The organism is Streptomyces qinglanensis, from assembly GCF_900111245.1.
GTDB classification, from domain to species: Bacteria; Actinomycetota; Actinomycetes; order Streptomycetales; family Streptomycetaceae; genus Streptomyces; species Streptomyces qinglanensis.
In genome coordinates, this window is the sequence record NZ_FOGO01000009.1 from 288,730 (window position 1) to 311,604 (window position 22,875).

General features: G+C 72.9%; 20 protein-coding genes and 1 pseudogene. 6 read left to right on the plus strand and 15 right to left on the minus strand.

Translation table 11 applies throughout. The features are described 5' to 3' along the window. Positions 1-84: 84 nt before the first annotated feature. The 5 genes from BMX65_RS20535 to BMX65_RS20555 form a co-directional block, all read right to left on the minus strand. Positions 85-945 carry a S1 family peptidase gene (locus tag BMX65_RS20535; RefSeq protein ID WP_075001790.1) on the minus strand — a complete coding sequence of 287 codons (861 nt, stop codon included), beginning with the start codon at positions 943-945 and terminating at the stop codon, positions 85-87. Between the two features lie 194 nt (positions 946-1,139). After that, positions 1,140-2,675: a GntP family permease gene (locus BMX65_RS20540; protein WP_075001791.1), complete on the minus strand. Its 1,536-nt coding sequence runs from the start codon at positions 2,673-2,675 to the stop codon at positions 1,140-1,142. 306 nt (positions 2,676-2,981) lie between these two features. Continuing rightward, positions 2,982-3,395 (minus strand): RidA family protein, encoded by a 414-nt coding sequence (locus tag BMX65_RS20545; protein ID WP_075001792.1) that lies wholly within the window; start codon positions 3,393-3,395, stop codon positions 2,982-2,984. After that, positions 3,392-4,207, minus strand: a complete 816-nt coding sequence (locus BMX65_RS20550; RefSeq protein WP_075001793.1) for an IclR family transcriptional regulator — start codon at positions 4,205-4,207, stop codon at positions 3,392-3,394. Before BMX65_RS20550 ends, BMX65_RS20545 begins: the two co-directional genes overlap by 4 nt. Further along, positions 4,204-5,442, minus strand: a complete 1,239-nt coding sequence (locus BMX65_RS20555; RefSeq protein WP_239502120.1) for a sugar kinase — start codon at positions 5,440-5,442, stop codon at positions 4,204-4,206. Before BMX65_RS20555 ends, BMX65_RS20550 begins: the two co-directional genes overlap by 4 nt. A 234-nt stretch (positions 5,443-5,676) precedes the next feature. On the opposite strand from BMX65_RS20555, the gene BMX65_RS20560 reads away from it, so the two are divergent. Both BMX65_RS20560 and BMX65_RS20565 read left to right on the plus strand, forming a co-directional pair. Continuing rightward, a complete protein-coding gene (locus BMX65_RS20560; protein ID WP_075001795.1) occupies positions 5,677-6,990 on the plus strand; it encodes an alanine racemase in 1,314 nt (437 codons plus the stop codon). A 13-nt stretch (positions 6,991-7,003) separates the two neighbouring features. After that, complete coding sequence (locus BMX65_RS20565) at positions 7,004-8,599, plus strand: N-acyl-D-amino-acid deacylase family protein (protein ID WP_075001796.1); 1,596 nt, start codon at positions 7,004-7,006, stop codon at positions 8,597-8,599. 3 nt (positions 8,600-8,602) lie between these two features. Here the strand turns inward: BMX65_RS20565 and BMX65_RS20570 are convergent, their stop codons facing one another. Further along, positions 8,603-9,139: a Uma2 family endonuclease gene (locus BMX65_RS20570; protein WP_075001797.1), complete on the minus strand. Its 537-nt coding sequence runs from the start codon at positions 9,137-9,139 to the stop codon at positions 8,603-8,605. A gap of 62 nt (positions 9,140-9,201) precedes the next feature. Next, a complete protein-coding gene (gene trhA, locus BMX65_RS20575; protein ID WP_239502102.1) occupies positions 9,202-10,050 on the minus strand; it encodes a PAQR family membrane homeostasis protein TrhA in 849 nt (282 codons plus the stop codon). 275 nt (positions 10,051-10,325) lie between these two features. Here trhA and BMX65_RS20580 point away from each other — a divergent pair, with 275 nt between their 5' ends. After that, the gene (locus tag BMX65_RS20580; protein WP_075001798.1) at positions 10,326-12,197 is read left to right on the plus strand and encodes a phosphoenolpyruvate carboxykinase (GTP); all 1,872 of its coding nucleotides are present in this window, start codon (positions 10,326-10,328) and stop codon (positions 12,195-12,197) included. Positions 12,198-12,306: 109 nt separating this feature from the next. Here BMX65_RS20580 and BMX65_RS20585 read toward each other — a convergent pair whose 3' ends face one another. Both BMX65_RS20585 and BMX65_RS20590 read right to left on the minus strand, forming a co-directional pair. Then, positions 12,307-12,720, minus strand: coding sequence for an SCO4983 family protein (locus BMX65_RS20585; RefSeq protein WP_075001799.1), 414 nt, complete (start codon positions 12,718-12,720; stop codon positions 12,307-12,309). Between the two features lie 96 nt (positions 12,721-12,816). After that, positions 12,817-14,028, minus strand: a complete 1,212-nt coding sequence (locus BMX65_RS20590; protein WP_075001800.1) for a pyridoxal phosphate-dependent aminotransferase — start codon at positions 14,026-14,028, stop codon at positions 12,817-12,819. A 290-nt stretch (positions 14,029-14,318) separates the two neighbouring features. Between BMX65_RS20590 and BMX65_RS20595 the strand changes: the two genes are divergently transcribed. After that, the gene (locus BMX65_RS20595) at positions 14,319-14,972 is read left to right on the plus strand and encodes a TetR/AcrR family transcriptional regulator (protein ID WP_075001801.1); all 654 of its coding nucleotides are present in this window, start codon (positions 14,319-14,321) and stop codon (positions 14,970-14,972) included. Between the two features lie 92 nt (positions 14,973-15,064). On the opposite strand, the gene BMX65_RS20600 is transcribed toward BMX65_RS20595, so the two are convergent. Further along, the gene (locus BMX65_RS20600; RefSeq protein ID WP_075001802.1) at positions 15,065-17,086 is read right to left on the minus strand and encodes a thioredoxin domain-containing protein; all 2,022 of its coding nucleotides are present in this window, start codon (positions 17,084-17,086) and stop codon (positions 15,065-15,067) included. Positions 17,087-17,212: 126 nt separating this feature from the next. Here BMX65_RS20600 and BMX65_RS20605 point away from each other — a divergent pair. Further along, a pseudogene (locus BMX65_RS20605) lies at positions 17,213-17,401 on the plus strand (Uma2 family endonuclease); the annotation flags it as partial. 145 nt (positions 17,402-17,546) lie between these two features. On the opposite strand, the gene BMX65_RS20610 reads toward BMX65_RS20605, so the two are convergent. Together BMX65_RS20610 and BMX65_RS20620 are read right to left on the minus strand one after the other, a co-directional pair. Next, positions 17,547-17,999, minus strand: coding sequence for a MarR family transcriptional regulator (locus BMX65_RS20610; protein ID WP_075001803.1), 453 nt, complete (start codon positions 17,997-17,999; stop codon positions 17,547-17,549). A gap of 485 nt (positions 18,000-18,484) precedes the next feature. Beyond that, positions 18,485-19,651: a hypothetical protein gene (locus tag BMX65_RS20620; protein ID WP_075001805.1), complete on the minus strand. Its 1,167-nt coding sequence runs from the start codon at positions 19,649-19,651 to the stop codon at positions 18,485-18,487. A gap of 133 nt (positions 19,652-19,784) precedes the next feature. Between BMX65_RS20620 and BMX65_RS20625 the strand changes: the two genes are divergently transcribed. Beyond that, positions 19,785-20,996, plus strand: coding sequence for a cystathionine gamma-synthase (locus BMX65_RS20625; protein WP_075001806.1), 1,212 nt, complete (start codon positions 19,785-19,787; stop codon positions 20,994-20,996). A 160-nt stretch (positions 20,997-21,156) separates the two neighbouring features. Here the strand turns inward: BMX65_RS20625 and BMX65_RS33640 are convergent, their stop codons facing one another. The 3 genes from BMX65_RS33640 to BMX65_RS20640 all read right to left on the minus strand — a co-directional run bounded on the left by BMX65_RS33640 (position 21,157) and on the right by BMX65_RS20640 (position 22,722). Then, positions 21,157-21,411, minus strand: a complete 255-nt coding sequence (locus BMX65_RS33640) for a hypothetical protein (RefSeq protein WP_075001807.1) — start codon at positions 21,409-21,411, stop codon at positions 21,157-21,159. After that, entirely contained in the window at positions 21,398-21,940 is a 543-nt protein-coding gene (locus BMX65_RS20635; protein ID WP_075001808.1) for a sigma factor-like helix-turn-helix DNA-binding protein, read from the minus strand. Before BMX65_RS20635 ends, BMX65_RS33640 begins: the two co-directional genes overlap by 14 nt. 224 nt (positions 21,941-22,164) lie before the next feature. Further along, positions 22,165-22,722 carry a MarR family winged helix-turn-helix transcriptional regulator gene (locus tag BMX65_RS20640; protein WP_075001809.1) on the minus strand — a complete coding sequence of 186 codons (558 nt, stop codon included), beginning with the start codon at positions 22,720-22,722 and terminating at the stop codon, positions 22,165-22,167. Positions 22,723-22,875: the final 153 nt, after the last annotated feature.

Here is a 22,875-nt window from a genome sequence, read left to right on the forward strand (position 1 = left end):
CTCGGTTGCGGGAGAACCGGCCCCGAGCGGGGACGGTGGTGGCAGTTCCTGCGCCGGGCCCCCGGTCCGCACGGACGGGTGGCGTCAGGGCTTGGGGAGCGTGCAGCCCGCGCGGTCGAGGTCGACCTTGTTCCCCGCGCCCACGCACGGCGCGATGATGTAGGTCTCCTGGCCGTAGCCGATCCCCGGGCGGACGGTGACCTGCCCGGACGCGTCCACCTCGCAGGGGTTGTTCAGGGTGCAGCGCTCCCCGTCCTCGTTCCGGGTGTTGTTGACCCCGACCACCTTGCCGGTGGCGTCGTCGATCACCGGTGAGCCGGAAGTGCCGCCCTTGGTACGGCAGTCGGCGGTGTAGCGCAGGGAGTCCTTCATCGTCCAGCCGGCTTCCTCGAGCCGGTGGGCGAAGCCGTCGAGGGAGCAGCCGTACTTCTCCCGCCAGTAGCCGGAGACGACGGTGATGTCGCGGCCCTGGGTGGGGTGGGCCGCGTCGACGTCGAGCGCCTCGATGCCGTACCGGGACTCGATCTGCCGGTAGGTGGAGCGCACCTGGTACAGCGAGATGTCGGTGTCGGTCATCGTCGCGTAGGCGACCTTGCTGGCGCGCACGGTGCCCGCCCGCCAGCCGCCCGCGGTCAACAGGGTGAAGGAGCGGCTGGACGCCTGGTCCTTGACGACCTGGCCGGGCGAGGGCATGCCCGTCTCCAGGCAGTGGCCGTTGGAGAGCACGAGCGCCGGGTCGTCGGGCTGCGAGGTGGGCATCTTGACGACCGAGCCGGAGCAGTTGCTGAGTGCGACGGTGCCCTCGAAGGAGGGCGTCGCGGCCACCTTCGCGCCGTGCGCGGCCGTGTCGTGGTCGACGGCGGCGGCCGGTGCCGCGGCGATACCGGTGAGTGCCGCGGCGCCGAAGAGCGCGGCGGAGAGGGAGGTTGCGAGAGGTCTGTTCACGGTGGGGGTTCCTCTCTTGATACCGAAGGTTCGTTCGGTCCGACGCCGTGCATTCTTGGGCCAGATGGCGGCCACCACAAGAGCGCCCCCGGAATCGGGAGAAACGATTCCGGGGGCGCACGGGCGACCGGCGGCATCCGAACGGCGGTGCGACCGGGCGGCGTTGCCGCGGCCGGACCGCTGCCGGACGCGGGCTAGACGACGATGCTGACCAGCGCCGCCACCGCGAACCCCGCGACCGACAGCACCGACTCCAGCACCGTCCAGGAGGCGAGGGTGTCCCGCTCGGAGATGCCGAAGTACTTCGAGACCATCCAGAACCCGCCGTCGTTGACGTGCGAGGCGAAGATGGACCCCGCCGAGATCGCCATGATGACCAGCGCCAGGTGTGCCTGCGAGGGGTCGCTCTGCGCCAGCAGCGGTGCCACGATGCCCGCCGTGGTGACGATGGCGACCGTCGCCGACCCCTGCGCCACCCGCAGCACCAGCGAGATCAGGTAGGCCAGCACGATCACCGGCAGCCCCGCGTCCCCGAACACGTCCGCGAGGGCCTGCGCGACGCCCGACCCCTGCAGGACGGCGCCGAAGACGCCGCCCGCGCCCACCACCAGCAGGATGTTGCCGACCGGCTTGAGCGAGGCGGTGGAGACCGACTCCAGCGACTTGCGGCTCCACCCCCGGCGCAGCCCCAGCAGGTAGTAGGCCATCAGCAGGGCGACGGTCAGCGCCACGAAGGGATGCCCGACGAACTCGATGACCGAGCGGACCGTCGAGGGGTCGAGCGCGAGCGAGGAGAAGGTGGCCGCCAGGATGAGGACCAGCGGGGTCCCGATGATGGCCAGCACCGTGCCGAGAGCGACGGGCTGCTCCGCGGCCGCCGCCTCCTCCCCGGCCTCCGCGGTCCCGGTGCCGGTGCTGGTGCCGGTGCCGGTGCCCCCGGTGCCCTCGGTGCCGGTGCCGGACGTCCGCTTCTCCGCCGCGACGGCGCGCTTGGCCTCCTCGGCGGCCTCCAGCATGTCCTGCGGTACCGCGACGAAGAGCCGGTTGCCGATCCACGCCGCGTACGCCCAGGCGGCGAGCACTGCGGGAATGCCGCAGACGACACCCATCAGGATGATCCAGCCCAGTTCCACGTCCAGCAGCCCGGCCGCGGCCACCGGGCCGGGGTGCGGCGGCAGGAACGCGTGCGTCATGGACAGCCCGGCGAGCATCGGCATGCAGTAGAGGAGGATCGACTTGCCGCTGCGCTTGGCCGCCGCGTAGACGATGGGCGCCAGCACGAAGATGCCGACGTCGAAGAAGACGGGGATACCGAAGATCAGACCGGTCAGCCCCATGGCGAGCGGCCCGCGCCGCTCACCGAAGAGGCCCAGCAGCCGCGCCGAGAGCGCCTCGGCGCCTCCGCTGACCTCCAGGATCGCCCCCAGCATGGTGCCGAGGCCGATGATGATCGCGACGTGTCCGAGGATGCCGCCCATCCCCGATTCGATCATCGAGACGGCGTCGGACTTCTGGACGGTGCCGAAGAGTTCGGTGACGGACAGGCCCGCGCCCAGCCCCACCGCGATGGAGACGGTGAGCAGCGCGACGAACGGCTGGAGGCGGACCTTGATGATCAGTACGAGCAGCAGGACGATGCCGAGGGCCGCCACGGTGAGCAGGCCCCCGGTCCCGGGTATGAGCGCGAGCAGGCCGCCCGTGTGGGGGGCCGCCTCTCCGGCGAGCAGCATGGGAACTCCGTTGTCCGGTACGGGGAGGGAGGACTCCGCGCCTGCCGCGGACCGCGGCGGTGCGGCCGCGAGGGCCCGTTTCCCCTCCCCGCGGGCACGCCGGACCACCCGCCCGCGGCCGGACGGTGCCGGGGCGGGACGGGGGAGACCGGTGGGGCGCGGGGCGAGCGGGCGGCGCGGGGGAACCGGAGGCGCGCGGCCCCCGGCGCGGGGAAGGGGAAGGAGAAGGAGAAAAGGAGAAGAGGAGCGAAGGGAGGGGAAGGAGGGGAAGCGCCGGAGTGGGGGGGTGGAGCCCGGCGGCGGGGATCAGCCCAGGACGGCGAGGGCGTCGATCTCGACCAGCAGTCCGGCGGGCAGCCCGACGTAGACGGTGGTGCGGGCCGCGGGAGCCTCCTGGAGGGAGGCGAAGTACTCGTTGTAGATCTCGTTGAACTCCGCGAAGTGCGCGGTGTCCGTCAGATAGACGCGGATCATCATGGCGTCCTCCCAACCGGCGCCGCCCTCGGTGAGGACGGCCTCCACGTTGGCGAGGGTCTGCAGGGTCTGCTCGCGCAGCCCCGGGCCGACGGGCGTCGGGGCCGCCCCCTCGGCGGCCGGGCCGAACCCGACCTGTCCGGCGACCTGGAGGAGGTTGCCCTTGCGCACGCCGTGCGAGAACTTCGCGGGCGGCGTGGTGTGGGTGGCCGGGGTGAGGGCGGTCTTGGCAAGCTTCTCGCTCATGGTGCGGCTCTCTTGCTGCTCGGTTGCGCGGACGGTTGCTGCTGCGGCTCCGGCTGGGGCCGCAGGTGGGGCGACTGCCCCGTGTACTCGGCGCTGACGGCCTCGGCCGTCCGCCGGACCCGGGGCAGCAGGGCGAGGAGTTCGTCGGCGGAGACGACGACGTTCGGCGCGGAGACCGACATGGCCGCCACGACCCGCCCCTCGGCACCGCGGATGGGGGCCGCGACGCAGTTGATGGACTCCTCGTGGCCACCGAGGTCGGTGGCCCAGCCCTGTTCGCGCACCGCGGCCAGCTCCGCGAGGAACGCGGCGGCGTCGGGTGTCGAACGGGGCGTGTACCGGGGGTAGTCGAGCCGTTCGGCGACGGCGCGCCGCTCCGGCTCCGGTAGGTCGGCGAGCAGCAGCTTGGCCACGGCGGCCACGGTGGGCGCGACGGGCTTGCCGATGCGCGAGTACATCCGCACCGGGTAGCGGCTCTCGACCTTGTCGATGTAGAGGACCTCGTCCTCCTCGTGGACGGCGAGGTGCACGGTGTGCCCGCAGGCCGCGTTGAGTTCGGCCAGGTAGGGGTGGGCGATCTCGCGGATGTCGAGGTTCTCCATGGCCTGCTGGGCGAGCGCGAACAGCCGCGTCCCGAGCCGGTAGCGCTGGTCGGGCTGGCGGTAGACGATGCCGTGCTCGTGCAGCGTGCGCAGCAGCCGCAGCGCCGTGGACTTGTGCACCTCCAGCCGGGCGGCGACCTGCTCCAGGTTGGCGGGCCCCTCGGCGAGCAGCGGCAGAATGCTCAGTGCCCGGTCGACGGTCTGACTCATGCGGAACGCACCTCCGGCTCGTGTGCGCCGGGGCTGTCGGGCCGTCCGGCGGCTGCGGACTGGGGCCCGCTCGCCGTCCAGCCGGGGCCCAGCCGCAGTCTCCCCCACCTCTCCCCGTCCAGTGCCACCAGCCGGTCGGCGGCGGCGCGGTCGGGCGGCGCGGCCAGGTCGCCGGCGTCGGTGAGCGCCGCCGCGGCCATCAGGTGCCCGTGCCGGACCCGGTCGCGTACCGGCAGCCCGCGCAGGGTCCCGGCCAGGAAGCCCGCGGCGAAGGCGTCGCCGGCACCGACCGGGGAGACCACCTCCACCTCCAGTGCGGGTGCGAAGACACCCGGTGCGTCGCCGACGAACGCGGTGGCCCCGCGCGCGCCCTGCTTGACGACGAGCACGGCGGGCTCGCGCAGCAGTTCGCGCACCGCGCCGGGACCGCCGGTGACGCCCCAGGCGGCGGCCGCCTCGTCCTCGCCGACGAAGACGAGGTCGCTGCGCCGGGCGAGTTCGAGCAGCACTGCGGCGCCGGACTCGGCCGCGGTGTGCCACAGGCCGACGCGGTAGTTGACGTCGAAGGACACCAGCGGCCGGGGCGCGGCAGCACCCGTACCGGCCGGGGTGCCGTCCGCAGTCAGGGGACCGTCCGCAGTCAGGGGACCGTCCGCAGTCGAGGGGCCGTCCGCAGTCGGGGCACGCTCTGCCGTCGTCGCACGGTCCGCGGCCGGCTCGCGGTCCCCGGTCAGGGCGCGCATCAGGGCCAGGCAGTCCGCGGAGAGGGCCGCGGTGATCCCGGTCAGATGCAGCACCCGCCCGGCGTCGACGGCCTGCTGCGGAACGGTGGCCGGGGACATCGCGGAGGCGGCGGACCCGGCGCGGTAGTAGAGCACTTCGGACAGTTCGGCGAGGGCGGCGGTGCCGGGCGCCGACGGGTCGGTGCCGGGCACCGCGGGGTCGTGGGTGCCGGGTTCCGGGGCGGCGGTGGGGCGTTCTCCGTCCGTACGGAAGTAGATGCCGGTGGGCCGCTCCGGGTCGCGCTCGACGGCGGAGGTGTCCACTCCGTACCCGGCGATGGTGCGGACCAGGTGGTCGCCGAAGCCGTCGGCGCCGACCCGGCCCACCCAGCGGGCACGGTGCCCGGCGCGGGCGAGGGTGCAGGCGACGTTCGACTCGGCGCCGCCGATCGCGCGGTCGAAGGAGGGCACGTCGGCGAGCGGGCCGGGGCGGGAGGGCAGGAACGTGACCATGGACTCGCCCAGGCAGACGACGTCGATGTCGGCGGTGGTGGTCACGATGGGATCTGCTCCTCGCTGCGGGGTCTCGCCGGGCGGCCGGGCCGGTGCGGGCGGGGCCGTGCGGAAGGGGTTGTGCGACCCTCGGCTCCATTGACCGGCTGTTCGGCGGGATGCTAGACAGCAACAAGCGTCATACGCAATGGTCGTTGCAAAATATGCAACACCGCGAGTGCACAGGGAGACCGCATGGCAGCCCCCGTCCCCTCCCCCGGATCCGCCGCGTCCCGGGCCGTCGCCGCGGCCGCCCGCCTCGCCGACGAGCCCGCCGACCACCGCTTCAAGGGGCTGCCCCCGAACGCCGCCGACCGCACTCTCGGGGAGCTGGCCGCCGAACGCCGCTCCCTGTTCACCGGCGGCTTCACCACCCCGGTCCTCGCCCTCTCCGCGGAGCGCCTGGAGCACAACCTCACCGCGCTCGCCGACTACACCGCGCGCCACGGCCTGGCCTTCGCCCCGCACGGCAAGACCTCCATGGCACCGCAGCTCTTCGCCCGCCAGCTCCAGCACGGCGCCTGGGGCATCACGCTGGCCGTCCCGCACCAGGTGCGGGTGGCGCGCGCCTATGGAGTGCCGCGGATCTTCCTCGCCAACGAACTGGTGGACGCGGCGGCGCTGCGGTGGCTGGCCGCCGAACTGGACGCCGATCCGGACTTCCGCCTCGTCTGCTACGTCGACTCCCCGCAGGGCGTCGCGCTGATGGACGAGGCCCTGCGCGCCGCCGGGGCCCGGCGCCCGGTCGAGGTCGTGATCGAGCTCGGCGCCGGCGCGGGTGCGCGCACCGGAGCCCGCACCCAGGCCGAGTGCGCCGCGGTCGCCGAGGCGGTGGCCGCGACCGGGACGCTGCGGCTGGTGGGCGTCGCCGGGTACGAGGGCGAGGTGCCCGACGCCGACCTCGCCGCGGTGCGCGGCTGGCTGCGGCAGTTGGCCGAGGTCGCCGCGGCGCTGGACGCGGCGGGCCACTTCGCGGACGCCGAGGAGATCGTGGTCAGCGCGGGCGGCAGCGCATGGTTCGACGCGGTCGCCGACGCCTTCGCCGAGCTGCCCGAGCTGTCCGCGCCCGTACTGAAGCTGCTCCGCTCGGGCGCCTACGTCTCCCACGACGACGGCCACTACCACCGGTTGACGCCGTTCAACCGGCACCCCGACGAGGGGGCCCTCCAGGCCGCCTTCACCCTGTGGACCCAGGTCGTCTCCCGGCCCGAGGCCGGGCAGGCGTTCCTCAACGCGGGCAAGCGGGACGCCGCCTACGACCTCGAACTCCCGCAGCCGTACGCGGTGCGCGGCACCGACGGCACGGTGCGTCCCGCAACCGGGCTCGCCGTCACCGGACTCAACGACCAGCACGCCCGGGTGCGGGTCGAGGAGGGCACAGCGCTGGAGGTGGGCGAGTGGGTGGGCCTGGGGATGTCCCACCCCTGCACCATCTTCGACAAGTGGCAGGCGATCCCCGTCGCCGACGCCGACGGCACGGTCACCGACCTGATCCGCACCTTCTTCTGAGGCCGGTGACCCCATGGACACGGTCATCCGCGGCGCCCGCGTCGTCGACGGCTCCGGCGCCCCCTCCTACCGCGCGGACGTCGCCCTGGACGAGGGGCGCATCGCACGGATCTCCCCGGAGGGCGGGCCGCGCCTGCACGGCGCCCGCACCCTGGACGCCGACGGACTCGCGCTGGCGCCGGGCTTCATCGACATGCACGCCCACTCGGACCTGGCGATCCTGCGCGACCCGGAGCACACCGCGAAGGCCGCCCAGGGAGTCACCCTGGAGGTGCTCGGCCAGGACGGGCTGTCCTACGCACCCACCGACGACACCACCCTCGCGGCGATCCGGGAGGCGATCACCGGCTGGAACGGGGACGGCAGCGACATCGACTTCGACTGGCGCACGGTCGGCGGCTATCTGGACCGCATCGACCGCCAGGGCACGGCCGTCAACGCGGCCTATCTGATCCCGCAGGGCAGCGTCCGGATGCTGGCCGCGGGCTGGGAGGACCGCCCGGCCACCGCGGACGAACTGGCGGCCATGCGGCGCCTGGTCGCCCAGGGGATGGCCGAGGGCGCGATGGGCATGTCGTCCGGGCTGACCTACACCCCGGGCATGTACGCCTCGGACGCCGAGCTGACCGAACTGTGCCGGGTGGTGGCGGCCCACGGCGGCTACTACTGCCCGCACCACCGCTCCTACGGCGCCGGCGCGCTGGAGGCGTACGCGGAGATGGTGGCGCTCACCCGCGAGGCCGGGTGCCCGCTGCACCTCGCCCACGCCACCATGAACTTCGGCGTCAACCGGGGGCGGGCCCCGGAACTGCTGGCCCTGCTCGACGAGGCACTCGCGGACGGCGCCGACATCACACTCGACACCTACCCCTACACCCCCGGCTGCACCACGCTGGCCGCGATGCTGCCGAGCTGGGCCAACGAGGGCGGCCCCGAGGCGACGGCGGCGCGGCTGGCCGACCCGGCGACGGCGGCCCGCATCCGGCACGTGATGGAAGTGGAGGGCGCCGACGGCTGCCACGGGGTGCCGATCGAGTGGGACACGATCGAGATCTCGGGCGTCGGCAACCCGGCGCTGGCCGACCACGTGGGCCGCACCGTCGCCGAGTCCGCCGCGCTGCACGGCCAGGAGCCGTGGGAGACGGCGCTGCGGCTGCTGGTCGAGGACCGGCTCGGCTCGACGATCCTGCAGCACGTCGGCCACGAGGAGAACGTCCGGACCATCATGCAGCACCGGGTGCACACCGGCGGCAGCGACGGCATCCTGCAGGGCGCAAAGCCGCATCCGCGGGCTTACGGCACCTTCCCGCACTACCTGGGGCACTACGTGCGCGAGTTGGGCGTCCTCTCGCTGGAGGAGTGCGTCGCCCACCTCACCGGACGGCCGGCCGCCCGCCTCCGCCTCCTCGACCGCGGCCTGGTCCGCGAGGGCCACCGCGCTGACCTGGTGCTCTTCGACCCGGACACGGTCGCGGCCACGGCCACCTTCGAGGCGCCGCGCTCCCTGCCGGCCGGCATCCCGCACGTCCTCGTCGCCGGGCAGCCCGTCATCGCGGACGGCCGCCGCACGGACGTCCTCGCCGGACGGGCGGTACGGCAGACGGGGTGAGGGCTACTCCTCGGCGCTGCGCACCGGGAACTCGGAGGTGTCCACGATGACCCGCTCGCCGGTGGTGAGGGACAGCGTGACGGTCTCCCCATAAGCGACTTCGCGCACCTTCGAGTAGCCCGTTGCATGCGACTCGGACATCACGGTGCAGGTCCGCTTGAAGGGGTCTGCGATCACATAGCACTCGATACCGAACCGGCCGTACTTGGCGACGTTACGCACATAGTCCTTGTCGTCGTCCGCACGGGAAACGACCTCGACGACGAGGAGAACGTCGATGCAGTCGTAGCTGTTCTTGTGACGGCCGGCAGCGTCCGCCACGATGGCGAGGTCCGGCGCGGCGTCGTTCTCGCCGGGGAACCGCACCAGCACGTCACCCAGGACCCGTTCCCGGGAGATGCCGACCGCCCTGGCCGCCGCCTGCACCTCGGAGACTGTCCAGAACTGCTCCGGACTCCGCGGAGTCATGATCACTTCCCCGTCGAAGATCTCGACCTTGTAGCCCTCGGGGACGGCTCCGCGCTCCAGCAGGTCATCCATGACTGTCACGGCCGCTCACCTCCCGCGGCCAGGATGCGTGATCTCCGCCCTCCTCGTGGGGACTACGCGTGCTGGTAGGCGACCAGCGAGATGCCGACATAGTGGACGACGAAGGCGGCCAGGGTGAAGGAGTGGAAGACCTCGTGGAAGCCGAACCAGCGAGGTGAGGGGTTCGGGCGCTTGATGCCGTAGATGACGCCGCCCGCGCTGTAGAGCAGCCCTCCGACGACGACGCACACCATCACCGCGATGCCGCCCTGCCGCATGAACTCCGGCAGGAAGAAGACCGCGGCCCAGCCCATGGCGATGTAGCAGGGGGTGTAGAGCCAGCGGGGGGCGCCGACCCAGAAGACGCGGAAGGCGATTCCGAGTCCGGCCGCTATCCAGATGCCCCACAGCAGCAGGTCGCGCCGCCCGTCGGGCAGCAGCAGGATCGTCAGCGGGGTGTAGGTGCCCGCGATGATCAGGAAGATGTTGGCGTGGTCGAGCCGCCGCAGCACGGCGTTGACCCGGGGGCTCCAGTCTCCGCGGTGGTAGAGCGCGCTGACTCCGAAGAGCAGGCAGGCCGACAGCGTGTAGACGGCGCAGGCGATCCGGCCGCGCATGCTGTCGGCGAGAGCGGTCAGGAACATGCCGGAGATCAGCACGGCGGGGAACATGCCCAGGTGCAGCCACCCGCGCAGCTTGGGCTTGATGACCTGAGCCGCCGAGTGCGCCGACGCGGACAGCTTGGCGGCGGAGAAGTGCGCGGAGGAAGAAGCGGAAGACGGAGAAGAAGGGGAAGAAGGAGAAGAAGGGGAGGCAGCGGAGGAAGAGGCTGCGGCGGAGGGCGCTTCGGGGGACGACGAGGCGCCGGACGGCGGGGAGATCACAGCGGCGGGCTCCGGGGACGGGGACGCGGAGTCAGTCATCGGGACATCGTACCCACGACACTTTCACGACCTACGCCTCCGTAGGTTACGGCCCGTGGACAGCCGGTATGACCCTGCGTGGCACAGGGGAGGACCCTACGTGTCGACGACCACACGCTCTCCGTCTGGACAGACAAAGCCTTCGCACCGCATGATCAGATGAGCACAAGCGGCACCGGATGAGCGAAAGACATATTGCCACGAAAGCATCCGGGTCGCGGCCCCCAAGGGGCGCGCTGGCAGTCGGTACCCAACCCTCAACGTCTGGAGCGATCGTGGCGCGCAGTTCTGCGGCTCCCCTCACCTCGAACCCGTCCGACCCGTCCACCTCGAACCCCGGGGACGCCCCCACCCGCCACCAGGAACTGCTCTCCTGGGTGGACGGAATCGTCGAGCTGACCCAGCCCGAACGCGTCGTCTGGTGCGACGGCTCGGAGGCCGAGTACGAGCGCTTGTGCGAAGAGCTGGTCGCCAAGGGCACGTTCACGAAGCTCGACCCGGTCAAACGCCCCAACTCCTACTACGCCGCGTCCGACCCCTCGGACGTCGCCAGGGTCGAGGACCGCACCTTCATCTGCTCCGAGAAGGAGGAGGACGCGGGCCCCACGAACCACTGGAAGGACCCCGCGGAGATGAAGGAGGTCTTCGCCGGGGAGCAGGGCCTCTTCCGCGGTGCGATGCGCGGCCGCACGATGTACGTCGTCCCGTTCTGCATGGGCCCGCTGGGGTCTCCGCTCTCCGCGCTCGGCGTGGAGATCACGGACTCGGCGTACGTCGCCGCCTCCATGCGCACGATGACCCGCATGGGACAGCCCGTGCTGGACGAACTGGGCGAGGACGGCTTCTTCGTCAAGGCCGTGCACACCGTGGGCGCCCCGCTGGCCCCGGGCGAGGCGGACGTGCCGTGGCCGTGCAACACGACCAAGTACATCTCGCACTTCCCGGAGACCCGCGAGATCTGGTCCTACGGCTCCGGCTACGGCGGGAACGCGCTGCTCGGCAAGAAGTGCTACGCGCTGCGCATCGCCTCGGTGATGGCGCGCGACGAGGGCTGGCTGGCCGAGCACATGCTGGTGCTCAAGCTGACCCCGCCGCGCGGCGGGACCGAGGCCGTCAAGTACGTGGCCGCCGCCTTCCCGTCCGCCTGCGGCAAGACCAACCTCGCCATGCTCCAGCCCACCGTCCCCGGCTGGACCGTGGAGACGATCGGTGACGACATCGCCTGGATGCGGTTCGGCGAGGACGGCCGCCTCTACGCCATCAACCCGGAGGCCGGCTTCTTCGGCGTCGCCCCCGGCACGGGCGAGGACACCAACGCGAACGCCATGAAGACCCTGTGGGGCAACGCGGTCTTCACCAACGTCGCGCTCACCGACGACAACGACGTGTGGTGGGAGGGCATGACCGACGAGACGCCCGCCCACCTCACCGACTGGAAGGGCAACGACTGGACGCCGGAGTCGGGCACCCCCGCCGCACACCCCAACGCGCGGTTCACCGTCCCGGCCGGGCAGTGCCCGATCATCGCCCCGGAGTGGGAGGACCCGCGCGGCGTGCCGATCTCGGCCATCCTCTTCGGCGGCCGGCGGGCCACCGCGGTGCCGCTGGTGACCGAGTCCTTCGACTGGCAGCACGGCGTCTTCCTCGGCGCCAACGTCGCCAGCGAGAAGACCGCGGCGGCCGAGGGCAAGGTCGGCGAGCTGCGCCGCGACCCGTTCGCGATGCTGCCCTTCTGCGGCTACAACATGGGCGACTACTTCGCCCACTGGCTGGAGGTCGGGGAGAACGCCGATCCCGCCAAGCTGCCGAAGATCTACTACGTGAACTGGTTCAAGAAGGACGCGGACGGCAAGTTCGTCTGGCCCGGCTTCGGCGAGAACAGCCGGGTGCTGAAGTGGATCGTCCAGCGGCTGAACGGTGAGATCGAGGGAGTCGAGACGCCCATCGGCATCCTGCCGCGCAAGGAGGACCTGGACACCGCGGGGCTCGGACTCTCGGACGCCGAGCTCGACTTCGTCCTCGCCGTCGACAAGGAGGTCTGGCGGGACGAGGCGGCGCTCGTCCCGGAGCACCTGAACACCTTCGGCGAGCACACCCCCAAGGCACTCTGGGACGAGTACCGCTCCCTGGTGGAGCGCCTGGGCTGATCGCGTGTGGCGGGCCGGCCGGGTGCGGGGCACCTCGTCCGGCCCGCCACGGCCCGGACGCCTTCCCTGCCGGGAGGCGGGATGCCCCGCACCCGGCGCCGGGAGCGGGCTACACCGGGAGGGCCTCCGCGGCGGTGTGGGCTGCCAGGCGCTCCGTCACCAGTGCGGTGACCTCCTCGTCGCCGCGGGAGGTGGCGACGGCGAGGGCGTTCCCCGCCAGGGTGCCGGCCCGGGCGTGCAGGGAGGCCACATGACCGGCCTCGGCCCGGACGGCGGACGGCTCGGCCCGCAGCGGCGCCCGGCCGCCGGAGAGCCGGGCCGCATGGCCGGCGAGCTGCGCGGCGGCGGTGTCCAGCGCGGAGGACGGCGTCAGCACCCGCAGCTCGTCCGTCACCGTGAGCAGCGCGGTCAGATGTCCGGCCAGGCGGATGTCCAGCTCCTCCTCGCGGGTGCGCCGCGGCAGGCCGGACCGGGGGCTCTCGGCCGCGGTGTGGACCGATTTGGTGCGGATCGGTTCGTACATGGATGGCCTCCTGATGCTCCAGAAGGCCATCCTAACTTGGACAGCGTCTAAATTTGTCCTTCGTTCATTGAACTCGCCACGAACGGTCACACTCGGTCACGGCTGGCTGTATCCATCCAGGAAGCGGCCGATTCTGGTCACGGCATCGCGCAATTCCGTCACGCTCGGCAGATTGACGATCCGGAAGTGATCAGGCTCGGGCCAGTTGAACCCGGTGCCGTGCACAATCATGATCTTCTCGGCGCGCAGCAGGTCGATCACCATCTGCCGGTCGTCCTTGACCTTGTACACCTTGGGGTCGAGCCGCGGGAACGCGTAGATCGCCCCCTTGGGCCGTACACAGCTCACGCCCGGGATGTCGGTCAGCAGCTCGTACGCGGCATCGCGCTGCTCGCACAGCCGGCCCCCCGGCAGCACCAGGTCCTCGATCGACTGCCGGCCGCCGAGCGCGGCGGCCACCGCGTGCTGCGCGGGCATGTTCGCGCACAGCCGCATGTTGGCCAGCACGGTCAGGCCCTCGATGTAGCTCTCGGCGTGCGCCTTGGGCCCGCAGACCGCCAGCCAGCCGCTGCGGTACCCGGCGACCCGGTAGGACTTGGACAGACCGTTGAAGGTCAGTGTCATCAGGTCGGGCGCGACCAGGGTGGTCGGGGTGTGGGTGGCGCCGTCGTAGAGGATCTTGTCGTAGATCTCGTCCGAGCACACCACCAGGTTGTGGCGGCGGGCGATGTCGGTGAGGCCGCGCAGGACCTCCTCGTCGTAGACCGCTCCGGTGGGGTTGTTCGGGTTGATGACGACCAGCGCGCGGGTACGGTCGGTGACCTTGCGCTCGATGTCCGCCAGGTCGGGCATCCAGTCGGACTGCTCGTCGCAGCGGTAGTGCACCGCCGTACCGCCCGCCAGCGACACCGAGGCGGTCCACAGCGGGTAGTCGGGTGCCGGCACCAGCACCTCGTCCCCGTCGTCCAGCAGCGCCTGCATCGACATCTGGATGAGCTCCGAGACCCCGTTGCCCAGGTAGACGTCCTCGACGGACAGCTCTATGCCCTGCGTCTGGTAGTGCTGCGCCACCGCCCGGCGCGCCGAGAGCAGGCCCTTGGCGTCGCCGTAGCCGTGCGCGGTCCCGACGTTGCGCAGCATGTCCTCGAGGATCTCCGGCGGGCAGTCGAAGCCGAACGCGGCGGGGTTGCCGGTGTTGAGCTTGAGGATCTGATGCCCTGCCGCCTCCAGCCGCGTCGCCTCCTCCAGGACCGGGCCCCGGATCTCATAACAGACATTGGCGAGCTTCGTCGACTGGATGACCTGCATGACGTCAGCCTACGGGCGGTGTTGACCGGGCGCCCTATGTTTTCCCTCACCTCGGGGACCCTCGAACACTCCTTCCCCTCCGAATGGCAGCCACTGCCATTCGGCGTGCACTGCCACAATTGCCCAGCCGAATCCCGGCAGGGTGGCCCGGTGCCGTACGGGACACCTCTCTCTCCGACAGCCGCCGGACGCGCGCGGCACCGCGAAGACAGCGGCGCCCTCCGGGACGAAGACACCGGCGGCTTCCGGGACATGGCCCTGCCCGCGGACGATGCATGACAATGAGATCCATGGCCCCCGCACCTGCAGAAGCCGACGACGACACCGCCGCGGACCCCTGTGCCCCTCCGGCCAGACCGGGGCTGCGCGAGCGCAAGAAGATCCGGACCCGCCAGGCCATCCGGCGGGCCGCCTACCGGCTCTTCGAGGAGCAGGGCTACGACACCACACCGGTGGACCGGATCGCCGAGGAGGCGGACGTCTCCCCCAGCACCGTCTTCCGCTACTTCCCCACCAAGGAAGACATCGTCCTGACCGACGAGTACGACCCACTGCTGGAGGAGGCGCTGCGGCAGCGCCCGGCCGGAGAACCGCCCGTCGCCGCCCTGCGCGAAGCCCTGTGCTCCTCCCTGACGGGCATCTACCGGGCCGACGCCGAGGAGACGATGCTGCGCATCCGCCTCATCCGCGAGGTGCCCGCACTGCGCGGCCGGATGAGCGAGCACTCCGCCGACACCGCGTGGCTGCTGCGGCGCTCCCTCGCCGAGCGCACCGGACGCGCCGAGGACGACCTCGAACTGCGGATCGTGACCAGCGCCATGCTCGCCGCGCTCACCGAGGCCCTGTACTCCTGGGCCGACACCGGCATGGCGGGCACCCTGGAGGACCTGCGCGCCCTGGTCACCCGCGCCCTCGGTGTGCTGGAGCGCGGGCTGACGCTGTAGAGGCGGAGCCGGGCCGGCGGGCGGCCCGCGGCCCGCGGAGGGGGCCTGCCACCCGGCCCGGAGCCGGCTGCGGCAGGCGCCCCGGCCGCAGGCTAGTCGCGGAGGGCGGCACCCAGCGCCTCGGGATCCGTCACCGGTGCGGCGCACACGAAGCCGCGGCACACATAGGCGGCCGGCTTTCCGTCCACCAGCCCCCGGTCCCGCAACAGCGGTACGCCGGAAGCGCCCGGTGCGCCCACCGCCACCACCGCGCCGGGCGCACCGGACAGCAGGGCGGCCCGGTGCAGCGCGCCGCCCGGCTCCTCCCCCACCACGGCGACCTCGCGCGGCCCGTCCAGCAGCGCCTCGCCCGCGGCCAGCCCCCAGCCCAGGAAGCGGGGCGCCCGCGCGGCGAGTTCGCGCACGACGCCCAGGGCCCGCTCGGCGGCCTCCCGGTAGCGGTGCTCCCCGGTATAGGCGCCGTACGCGAGCAGCGCGGCGGCCGCCGCGTTCCATCCGGAGGGCACGGCGTTGTCGGTGGGGTCCTGGGGGCGCCGGATCAACTGCTCGGCGTCGTCGGCCGTGTCGAAGAGAGCGCCGTCCGCACCGGCGAACCGCTCCAGCACGGTGTCCAGCAGGGCGCCCGCACGGGTCAGCCACTCCGCTTCACCGGTCACCGCATACAGCGCCAGATAGCCCTCCGCCGCGTCGCCGTAGTCCTCCAGCACCCCGGCACTGCTGCCCGGCACCCCGTCCCGCGAGGTGCGCACCAGGCGCCGGCCCTCGTCGAAGGTGTGCACCTCGGCGAGCAGCGCGGCGGCGCCCGCGGCGGCCTCCACCAGGTCGGGCCGGCCGAACCAGGCCCCGGTCTCGGCCAGGGCCGCGACGGCCAGACCGTTCCAGGCCGTGACGACCTTGTCGTCGCGCGCCGGCCGGGGACGCTCCGCCCGCGCCTCGAACAGCCTGCGCCGGACCGACGCGAAGCGGTCGGCGTCCAGCAGCGGCGTCTCCCGGTCGGGCAGTTGCAGCACCGAGGCGCCGCCCTCGAAGGTGCCCTCCTCGGTGACGTGGAAGCACTCGGCGGCCAGTTCACCGTCCGCCTCGCCCAGCACCTCGGTGAGCTGCTCCGGGGTCCACACGTAGTAGGCGCCCTCGGCATGGCCGCCGTGCCCGTCGTCGCTGTCGGCGTCCAGCGCGGAGGCGAACCCGCCCTCGGCGGTGCCCAGCTCGCGGACCAGGAAGTCCGCCGTCCGCAGGGCCACGGCGCGGGCCTGCTCCGAACCGGTGGCCCGCCACAGCCGGGCGTAGACACGGCACAGCAGCGCGTTGTCGTACAGCATCTTCTCGAAGTGCGGGACGACCCACTCCGCGTCCACGGAGTAGCGGGCGAACCCGCCGCCGAGCTGGTCGTGGATACCGCCCCGGGCCATCGCCTCGCACGTCGCCGAGGCCATCTGCAGCGCGCCCTCGGAGCCGGTGCGGGCGTGGTGCCGCAGCAGGAACTCCAGCACCATGGGCGGCGGGAACTTCGGCGCGCCGCCGAACCCGCCCCACCGCGCGTCGAAGTCCTTGGTCAGCCCGAGCAGCGCGGCGCCCATCTCCTCCGCGCCCGGGGGCTGCGGAGCGCCCAGCCGGATGCTCCGCCCGGCCAGGTCGGCACTGATCCGGGAGGCGACGTCGGCCACCTCCTCGTGCCGGTCCTGCCACGCGGTCCGCACGCCCTCCAGGATCTGCCGGAAGGACGGCATGCCGTGCCGCGGCTCCGGCGGGAAGTACGTCCCGAAGTAGAAGGGTTCGGCGTCCGGCGTCAGGAACACCGTCATCGGCCAGCCGCCCTGCCCGGTCGCCGCCTGGACGGCCTCCATGTAGACCGCGTCCACGTCCGGGCGCTCCTCGCGGTCCACCTTCACGCTGACGAAGCCCTCGTTCATCAGCCGCGCCGTCGCCTCGTCCTCGAAGCTCTCCCGCGCCATCACATGGCACCAGTGGCACGACGCGTATCCGACCGACAGCAGCACGGGCACCTCGCGCCGCCGCGCTTCCTCGAAAGCCTCCGGCGTCCAGGGCCACCAGTCGACCGGATTGTCCGCGTGCTGGAGGAGATAAGGCGAGGTCACGCCAGCCAACCGGTTCATACGCCCAGGCTCTCACAGCGGCCCGCCCGCCCGAGGCGGCACGCTCGTCCGCCACGGTAGTGCCGTAGTGCCCCACGGCGAGCCGACGGCGTACCGCCGGACACGTCCCGGCGCTCCTTCGAATCGGTGGACCAGTATGCGAAGGCCGGCATCCCCTTCCACTGGCGGGTCGAACAGGCCGCCACCGGCGTCCCGATCGTCTACACCTACGTCCTCGATCCCGCTACCAGGACCTACCGGGACGGCGAGATGTTCACCGGCGTGATCAAGGCTGCCGCGCCGTTCACCATCACCGCCGATCTCGGCGCCCTCTGAGGACTCGCCTCCGTCGAGTCACTCGCGCACCGGCGGTGGCCAAGAAGAAGTCTCCGGCCCGGCCGCCGGCGCCGGACGGCCCGGGCGGCGCGTCCTGCCGGCCCGTGGGCCGGCGACGGACGGGGTCGGCGGGACGGCCCGGCTCCTACTGGTCGGCCTGGCGGCCGAGTTCTGCGAGTCGGACCAGGGCGGGCAGGGCCTCGGCGATCGACTGCCGTTCCTCGGGGGTCAGTTGGGCGATCAGCGGGAGCAGGTGGCGGCCGCGGTCCTCGTGCCGCGCCTGGCAGATCTGCCGGCCGCGCTCGGTGAGGTGGACGAGGACAGCCCGGCCGTCCGTCGGATCGCGGCGGCGTTCCACAAGCCCGTCGTGTTCGAGCCGGGTGACCAACTGGGTCAGCCCCGGCTGGCTGATCTGCTCGGCCCGGGCGAGTTCGGTGAGCCGTTTGGGACCGCTCTGGACCAGGGTGTCCAGCACGGACAGCGTGGTGAACGGCAGCTTCTGCACCACGGGGAGCCGGATGTAGTAGCGGTTGAAGTCCTCGATCGCCCGGGTGAGGTCGCCGACGGCCAGGTCGGTGCCATGGCCGGAGCGCTGCATAGAAGTCACCCCGCAAATGTATCGCGAACTTATATAAGTGTTTGTTGGATCGCTGCGCGGTGCTGGGCCCGCCGTGAGCGGCTCGGACCACGCTGTGGGGCGGCGGCGCTGCGGCGCGGCGGCGCTGCTCACGCCGCGGAACGCGGCGGTACTTGAGCGGCGGATCGTGTCCCTGAGTGCGGTCGTGCGGGGCACCGGCCTGCTGCTGGTGACGCTGGTGCCCGGGACGGATCGGCCGCATCCGCCGCTGCCGGCGGTGCACGGGCGCACGCACACCGTGGAACGCGCCGCCGACCGGCCGGGCCACCGACCGGCGGACCCGCGGCGCGCCCGCGGCGGGCCCCTCCCGGCATCGTCCGGGGGCGATGCGGAGTGACTGGTCCGCTCGGCCCGGGCGGTCGGCGGGCCGACCCCGCCGGACATCGCGCCCCGGATGCGGGCACCACGGCCGGAAGGACCGGGTGCCCGGGGCGGCGGCGCCGCGCTCAGTGCGGGGTGCGGGCGCCGCCCGCGGCCTCCCAGCCGGCCACCGCGAGGGCGCGGTAGGCGGTGTAGGCGGCGGCGGGGTCGCCCTCGTCCACCCACGGGACGGCGCCGACGTGGCCGTCGACGGCGGCGAGGGCCTCCATGGCCTCGCCGTAGCGCTCGGCCCGCACCAGGAACCAGACCAGCAGATGGAGGACGTGCGGGCGTACCGGGTGGTCGTCCTCGACCTGGTCGACGGCGTACTCGGCGGCCTCGATGGCCTTGCCGATCTCCTCGCTCTGATACAGGCCGCGGACCATGTTCACCTCGGGCAGGTGGCCGTAGGCCGCGAACAGCGGCAGCGCCGCCAGCAGCGACCCCTCGGGCGCCTGCGCAGCCGCGGCGCGGGCGAACGCATCGGCCTGCTCCTTGGAGCCCGTGCCCCGCGCCGACCAGTAGGGCAGTGCCGCCAGATGGGCGCCCATGTGGTCGGGTGCCAGCCTGCGGACGGTGCCCCACAGGGACTCGAAGTCGGCCTCGCGGTAGCCGAGATGGCGCGCGAGGGTCAGCTCGGTCAGCTGCGGCGTCGGGTCGGCCGGGGCGAGCTTCGCCGCGTCGCGCGCGACGTTCCGCGCCTCCTCCAGGATGATGCGGCGGCTGTCGGGATCGCTCTCGGCCAGCGCCTGGAAGACCAGAAACTGCGCGTACACCTGGGCGCCCCCGTGGTCGCGCGGCTGCCGGGCGCGCCACTCGCGCAGCCACCGCGCGTCCGGCACCCCGGCGCCCGGCTCCTTGCTGAAGGACACCCCGCCGGTGCCGGTGTCCGCACCCGCGGCGGCGCCGTGCTCGCGGGAGCGGGCCAGTTCCATGGCCGCGGCGCCCGCCAGGGACTGCACCCGCTGCCAGCGCAGCTCGTACTCGTCGCCGGTGAAGGCCAGCAGGTGTGCGACCGGCTGCCAGTCCTGGGTGCGCTGCGCCTCCTCCAGCGCCTCGACCAGTTCCCGGTCCGGCCCCGGCAGCCGCACATCGAGCTCGTCGGCGGGGACGAAGCCGTACCCGGCCGTCGGGTCGACCGCCTGGGCCAGGCCCCTGGCGCCGTCCTGCCGCAGCTTCCTGCGGCGCATGGCGGGGTAGACGACCACGCCGAAGACGGCGGCGAGGGCGATCAGGAGGAGCAGGGCTTCCATGGCGTCGGATCTCCACGCTGTGACGGACGGCTGGGCGGGGCGGCACGCCCCGGGGGCGGTACGTCCCCGGAGCGGTACGTCCCCGGGGAGGAGTGCGCCCCACTCCACCGTACGGCCCACTAGTCTCGCCCCCATGAGTGAGCAGCGCGACAACGGCATCGACAGCGGGGCGGACGGCACCCCGGACACCCCGCGGCAGAGCTTCGAGACCCTCGCCATCCATGCGGGGCAGGCCGCCGACCCGAGGACGGGGGCGGTGGTCCCGCCCATCCACCAGGTCTCCACGTACAAGCAGGACGGCGTCGGGGGGCTGCGCGGCGGCTACGAGTACAGCCGCTCGGCGAACCCGACCCGCAGCGCGCTGGAGGAGAACCTGGCGGCGCTGGAGGGCGGCAGGCGCGGACTGGCCTTCGCCTCCGGGCTGGCCGCCGAGGACTGCCTGCTGCGCACCCTGCTCACCCCCGGGGACCACGTGGTGATCCCGAACGACGCGTACGGCGGCACCTTCCGGCTCTTCGCCAGGGTCGCCGAGCGGTGGGGTGTGCAGTGGTCGGTGGCCGACTCCTCCGACCCGGCCGCCGTCCGCGCCCAGCTCCGCGAGCGCACCAAGGCGGTCTGGGTGGAGACCCCCTCCAACCCGCTGCTGGGGATCACCGACATCGCGGCGGTCGCGGAGGTGGCGCACGAGGCGGGCGCACGGCTGGTGGTCGACAACACCTTCGCCAGCCCGTACCTCCAGCAGCCGCTCGCGCTGGGCGCGGACGCGGTCGTGCACTCGACGACGAAGTACATGGGCGGCCACTCCGACGTGGTGGGCGGTGCGCTGGTCGTCGCCGACCCCGCGCTCGGCGACGAACTGGCCTTCCACCAGAACGCGATGGGCGCCATCGCGGGGCCGTTCGACGCCTGGCTGGTGATGCGGGGGATCAAGACGCTGGGCGTGCGCATGGACCGGCACGGGGAGAACGCCGCCCGCGTGGTCCAGTTGCTGAGCGCGCACCCGGAGGTGACGGAGGTCTACTACCCGGGGCTGCCCACGCATCCCGGGCACGAGATCGCGGCCAAGCAGATGCGCGGCTTCGGCGGGATGGTGTCCTTCCGAGTGGCGGGCGGCGAGGAGGCCGCGGTGCGGGTGTGCGACCGGGCCCGGCTCTTCACGCTGGGCGAGTCTCTGGGCGGGGTCGAGTCGCTGATCGAGCACCCGGGGCGGATGACGCACGCCTCGGCGGCGGGTTCCGCGCTGGAGGTGCCGGCAGACCTGGTGCGCCTCTCGGTGGGCATCGAGTCGGCGGACGATCTGCTGGCGGACCTGACGCAGGCGCTGGAGGGGGCCGCAGCGGGCTGAAGCGACGCGGCCGGGCCCGGGTCACCCGCCGACGCCCGCGGGCGGGGACGTCGTCCAGCCGCGCGGAGATGACCCCGCCGACGCTGGATCCGACCCCCGCGGGCGAGGACGTCGTCGCGGCTCCCCGGCAGCCCACCCCGGGCGGGGTCGTCGTCGGGGGTCACCAGCCCACCGCGGGCGGGGTCGTCGTCGGGGGCGGAGCCGCCCAGGGGTGCAGCACCAGCGCCCACACGGCCAGGACCAGCAGAGCGGCCAGCACCCCGGTCCACAGCGCCGCACCGAGCGCCCGGCGGCGCCGCAGCAGCCGGGCGCCCTCCGCCAGGGCCCGCTCCGCCAGGTCGGCGGGGACGGGCTCGGCGGTGCGCTGCTGGACCAGGCGCCGCACCTCGGCCTCCTTGCGGTCAGGCGGGCTCATGGGCGCTCTCCGCTGCGTCCTGCTCGCCCTGCGGGGCCCGGGGGGCCGCCTGGGGGCCCTGCTCGGCCTGCGGGGGCCCGACCGCTCCGCGGGCCGGGCTGCTGAGCACCGTCGCCATGGCACGGGTGTGCAGGGCCCGCACCCGTTCGACGGGGAGCCCGAGACCTGCGGCGACCTGCTCCTCGGCGATCCCCTCGTGCAGCCGCAGGACGAGCACCAGCCGCTCCTGCGGAGTGAGGACGCCCAGCAGCCCGCCGCGCGCGCGGCGGTGCCGTCGGCCGGTGCGGGCGAAGCGGAGCGCCAGCGCCTGCCGGGTGTGCTCGTAGGGGTCGTCACCGCGCAGCCGGGCCCAGTCGGCGCGGGTCCGCGCGAGCGCCCGCACCAGCAGCCGCTCCGCTTCGGGAGCGGCGCCGGGAGGTTCGGCGGTCAGCAGAGTGGCGGCATGCAGCAGCCGGCCGCCCGCGCCCGCGACGAACGCCTCGAACTCCCGGGCGCGGAGGCTCTCCTGCCGTGCCTGACGCTCTCGCACGCCGCCTCCCGTGCCGCCTATAGGACGGCAGGCAGGGAGATCAAATCAAGAGGCGCGACACCACCGCGACACCACCGCGCCGCCCCCGGAACCGGCCCCGCGCTGCCGGGAGCCGAACTGCCCCGGCCCGGAGCGCTCCGCACACCTGTGCAGACGGCGCCCCGGCGGCGGCACTCGGCCGTCGCAGCCGGGGGGCGGGGGGCCGGGAGTCGGGCCCCACGGGGTCAGGAACCGGACCCCGGCGGCTGCGAGAGACTGCTCGGGTTCAGTTCGAGCATCGCCGTGTTGAAGCGGGTCAGCAGCTTGCAGAACGTCCCGCGCTCCTCCTCGGTCCAGTCCTTGGTGATGAGCTGCATCAGGTTGCGGCGGGAGGAGCGGACCTCCTCCAACCGGGCCTCACCGCGCGGCGAGAGCTGGAGGACGACGGCGCGCCCGTCCTCGGGGTGCGAGGTGCGCTTGACCAGTCCGGACTCGACGAGCGGGGCGACCTGCCTGGTCACCGTCGAGGAGTCGATGCCCATGCCGGCGGCGAGCGCCTTGACGCCCATCGGGCCTTCCTGGTCGAGGCGGTTGAGCAGCAGATAGGCGGCGCGGTCCATGGAGTTGCGGGCCTGTCCGAGTCCGCCGAGGCGGGTCTGCTCCGCGCGCCGCGCGTACACCGCGAGTTGGTGCTGCATGGCGTCCAGCGCGGCGGTTCCGGAGGCGGCACCGTCGTCGGCAGGCACCGCGGAGTCGTCCGGCGCGTCGGGGGTGTCTGTCGTCATGTCCGGATGCGTGGGCATGGCAGGTGCGCTCACTTCGTCGATCAGCAGGAGTTTTTGTTGAGTTTTGACAGTTTTGGGGTGGTCTGTTGGGTGCATCGACCTGAGGTGGTGGCCACAGAGTACGCGGAGCGGACCCACGCCGTACCTCCACTGCACGAACCAGTGACGCGG

Coding starts and splice junctions, on each gene's coding strand:
- BMX65_RS20585 (WP_075001799.1), bottom strand. CDS start 12,720: ATGTACGAACCGATCCGCACCAAATCGGTCCACACCGCGGCCGAGAGC.
- BMX65_RS20545 (WP_075001792.1), bottom strand. CDS start 3,395: ATGAGCGAGAAGCTTGCCAAGACCGCCCTCACCCCGGCCACCCACACC.
- BMX65_RS20610 (WP_075001803.1), bottom strand. CDS start 17,999: ATGCAGCGCTCCGGCCATGGCACCGACCTGGCCGTCGGCGACCTCACC.
- BMX65_RS20565 (WP_075001796.1), top strand. CDS start 7,004: ATGGACACGGTCATCCGCGGCGCCCGCGTCGTCGACGGCTCCGGCGCC.
- BMX65_RS20540 (WP_075001791.1), bottom strand. CDS start 2,675: ATGCTGCTCGCCGGAGAGGCGGCCCCCCACACGGGCGGCCTGCTCGCG.
- BMX65_RS20600 (WP_075001802.1), bottom strand. CDS start 17,086: ATGAACCGGTTGGCTGGCGTGACCTCGCCTTATCTCCTCCAGCACGCG.
- trhA (WP_239502102.1), bottom strand. CDS start 10,050: ATGACTGACTCCGCGTCCCCGTCCCCGGAGCCCGCCGCTGTGATCTCC.
- BMX65_RS20625 (WP_075001806.1), top strand. CDS start 19,785: ATGAGTGAGCAGCGCGACAACGGCATCGACAGCGGGGCGGACGGCACC.
- BMX65_RS20550 (WP_075001793.1), bottom strand. CDS start 4,207: ATGAGTCAGACCGTCGACCGGGCACTGAGCATTCTGCCGCTGCTCGCC.
- BMX65_RS20570 (WP_075001797.1), bottom strand. CDS start 9,139: ATGGATGACCTGCTGGAGCGCGGAGCCGTCCCCGAGGGCTACAAGGTC.
- BMX65_RS20620 (WP_075001805.1), bottom strand. CDS start 19,651: ATGGAAGCCCTGCTCCTCCTGATCGCCCTCGCCGCCGTCTTCGGCGTG.
- BMX65_RS33640 (WP_075001807.1), bottom strand. CDS start 21,411: ATGAGCCCGCCTGACCGCAAGGAGGCCGAGGTGCGGCGCCTGGTCCAG.
- BMX65_RS20590 (WP_075001800.1), bottom strand. CDS start 14,028: ATGCAGGTCATCCAGTCGACGAAGCTCGCCAATGTCTGTTATGAGATC.
- BMX65_RS20640 (WP_075001809.1), bottom strand. CDS start 22,722: ATGCCCACGCATCCGGACATGACGACAGACACCCCCGACGCGCCGGAC.
- BMX65_RS20560 (WP_075001795.1), top strand. CDS start 5,677: ATGGCAGCCCCCGTCCCCTCCCCCGGATCCGCCGCGTCCCGGGCCGTC.
- BMX65_RS20595 (WP_075001801.1), top strand. CDS start 14,319: ATGGCCCCCGCACCTGCAGAAGCCGACGACGACACCGCCGCGGACCCC.
- BMX65_RS20555 (WP_239502120.1), bottom strand. CDS start 5,442: ATGGTCACGTTCCTGCCCTCCCGCCCCGGCCCGCTCGCCGACGTGCCC.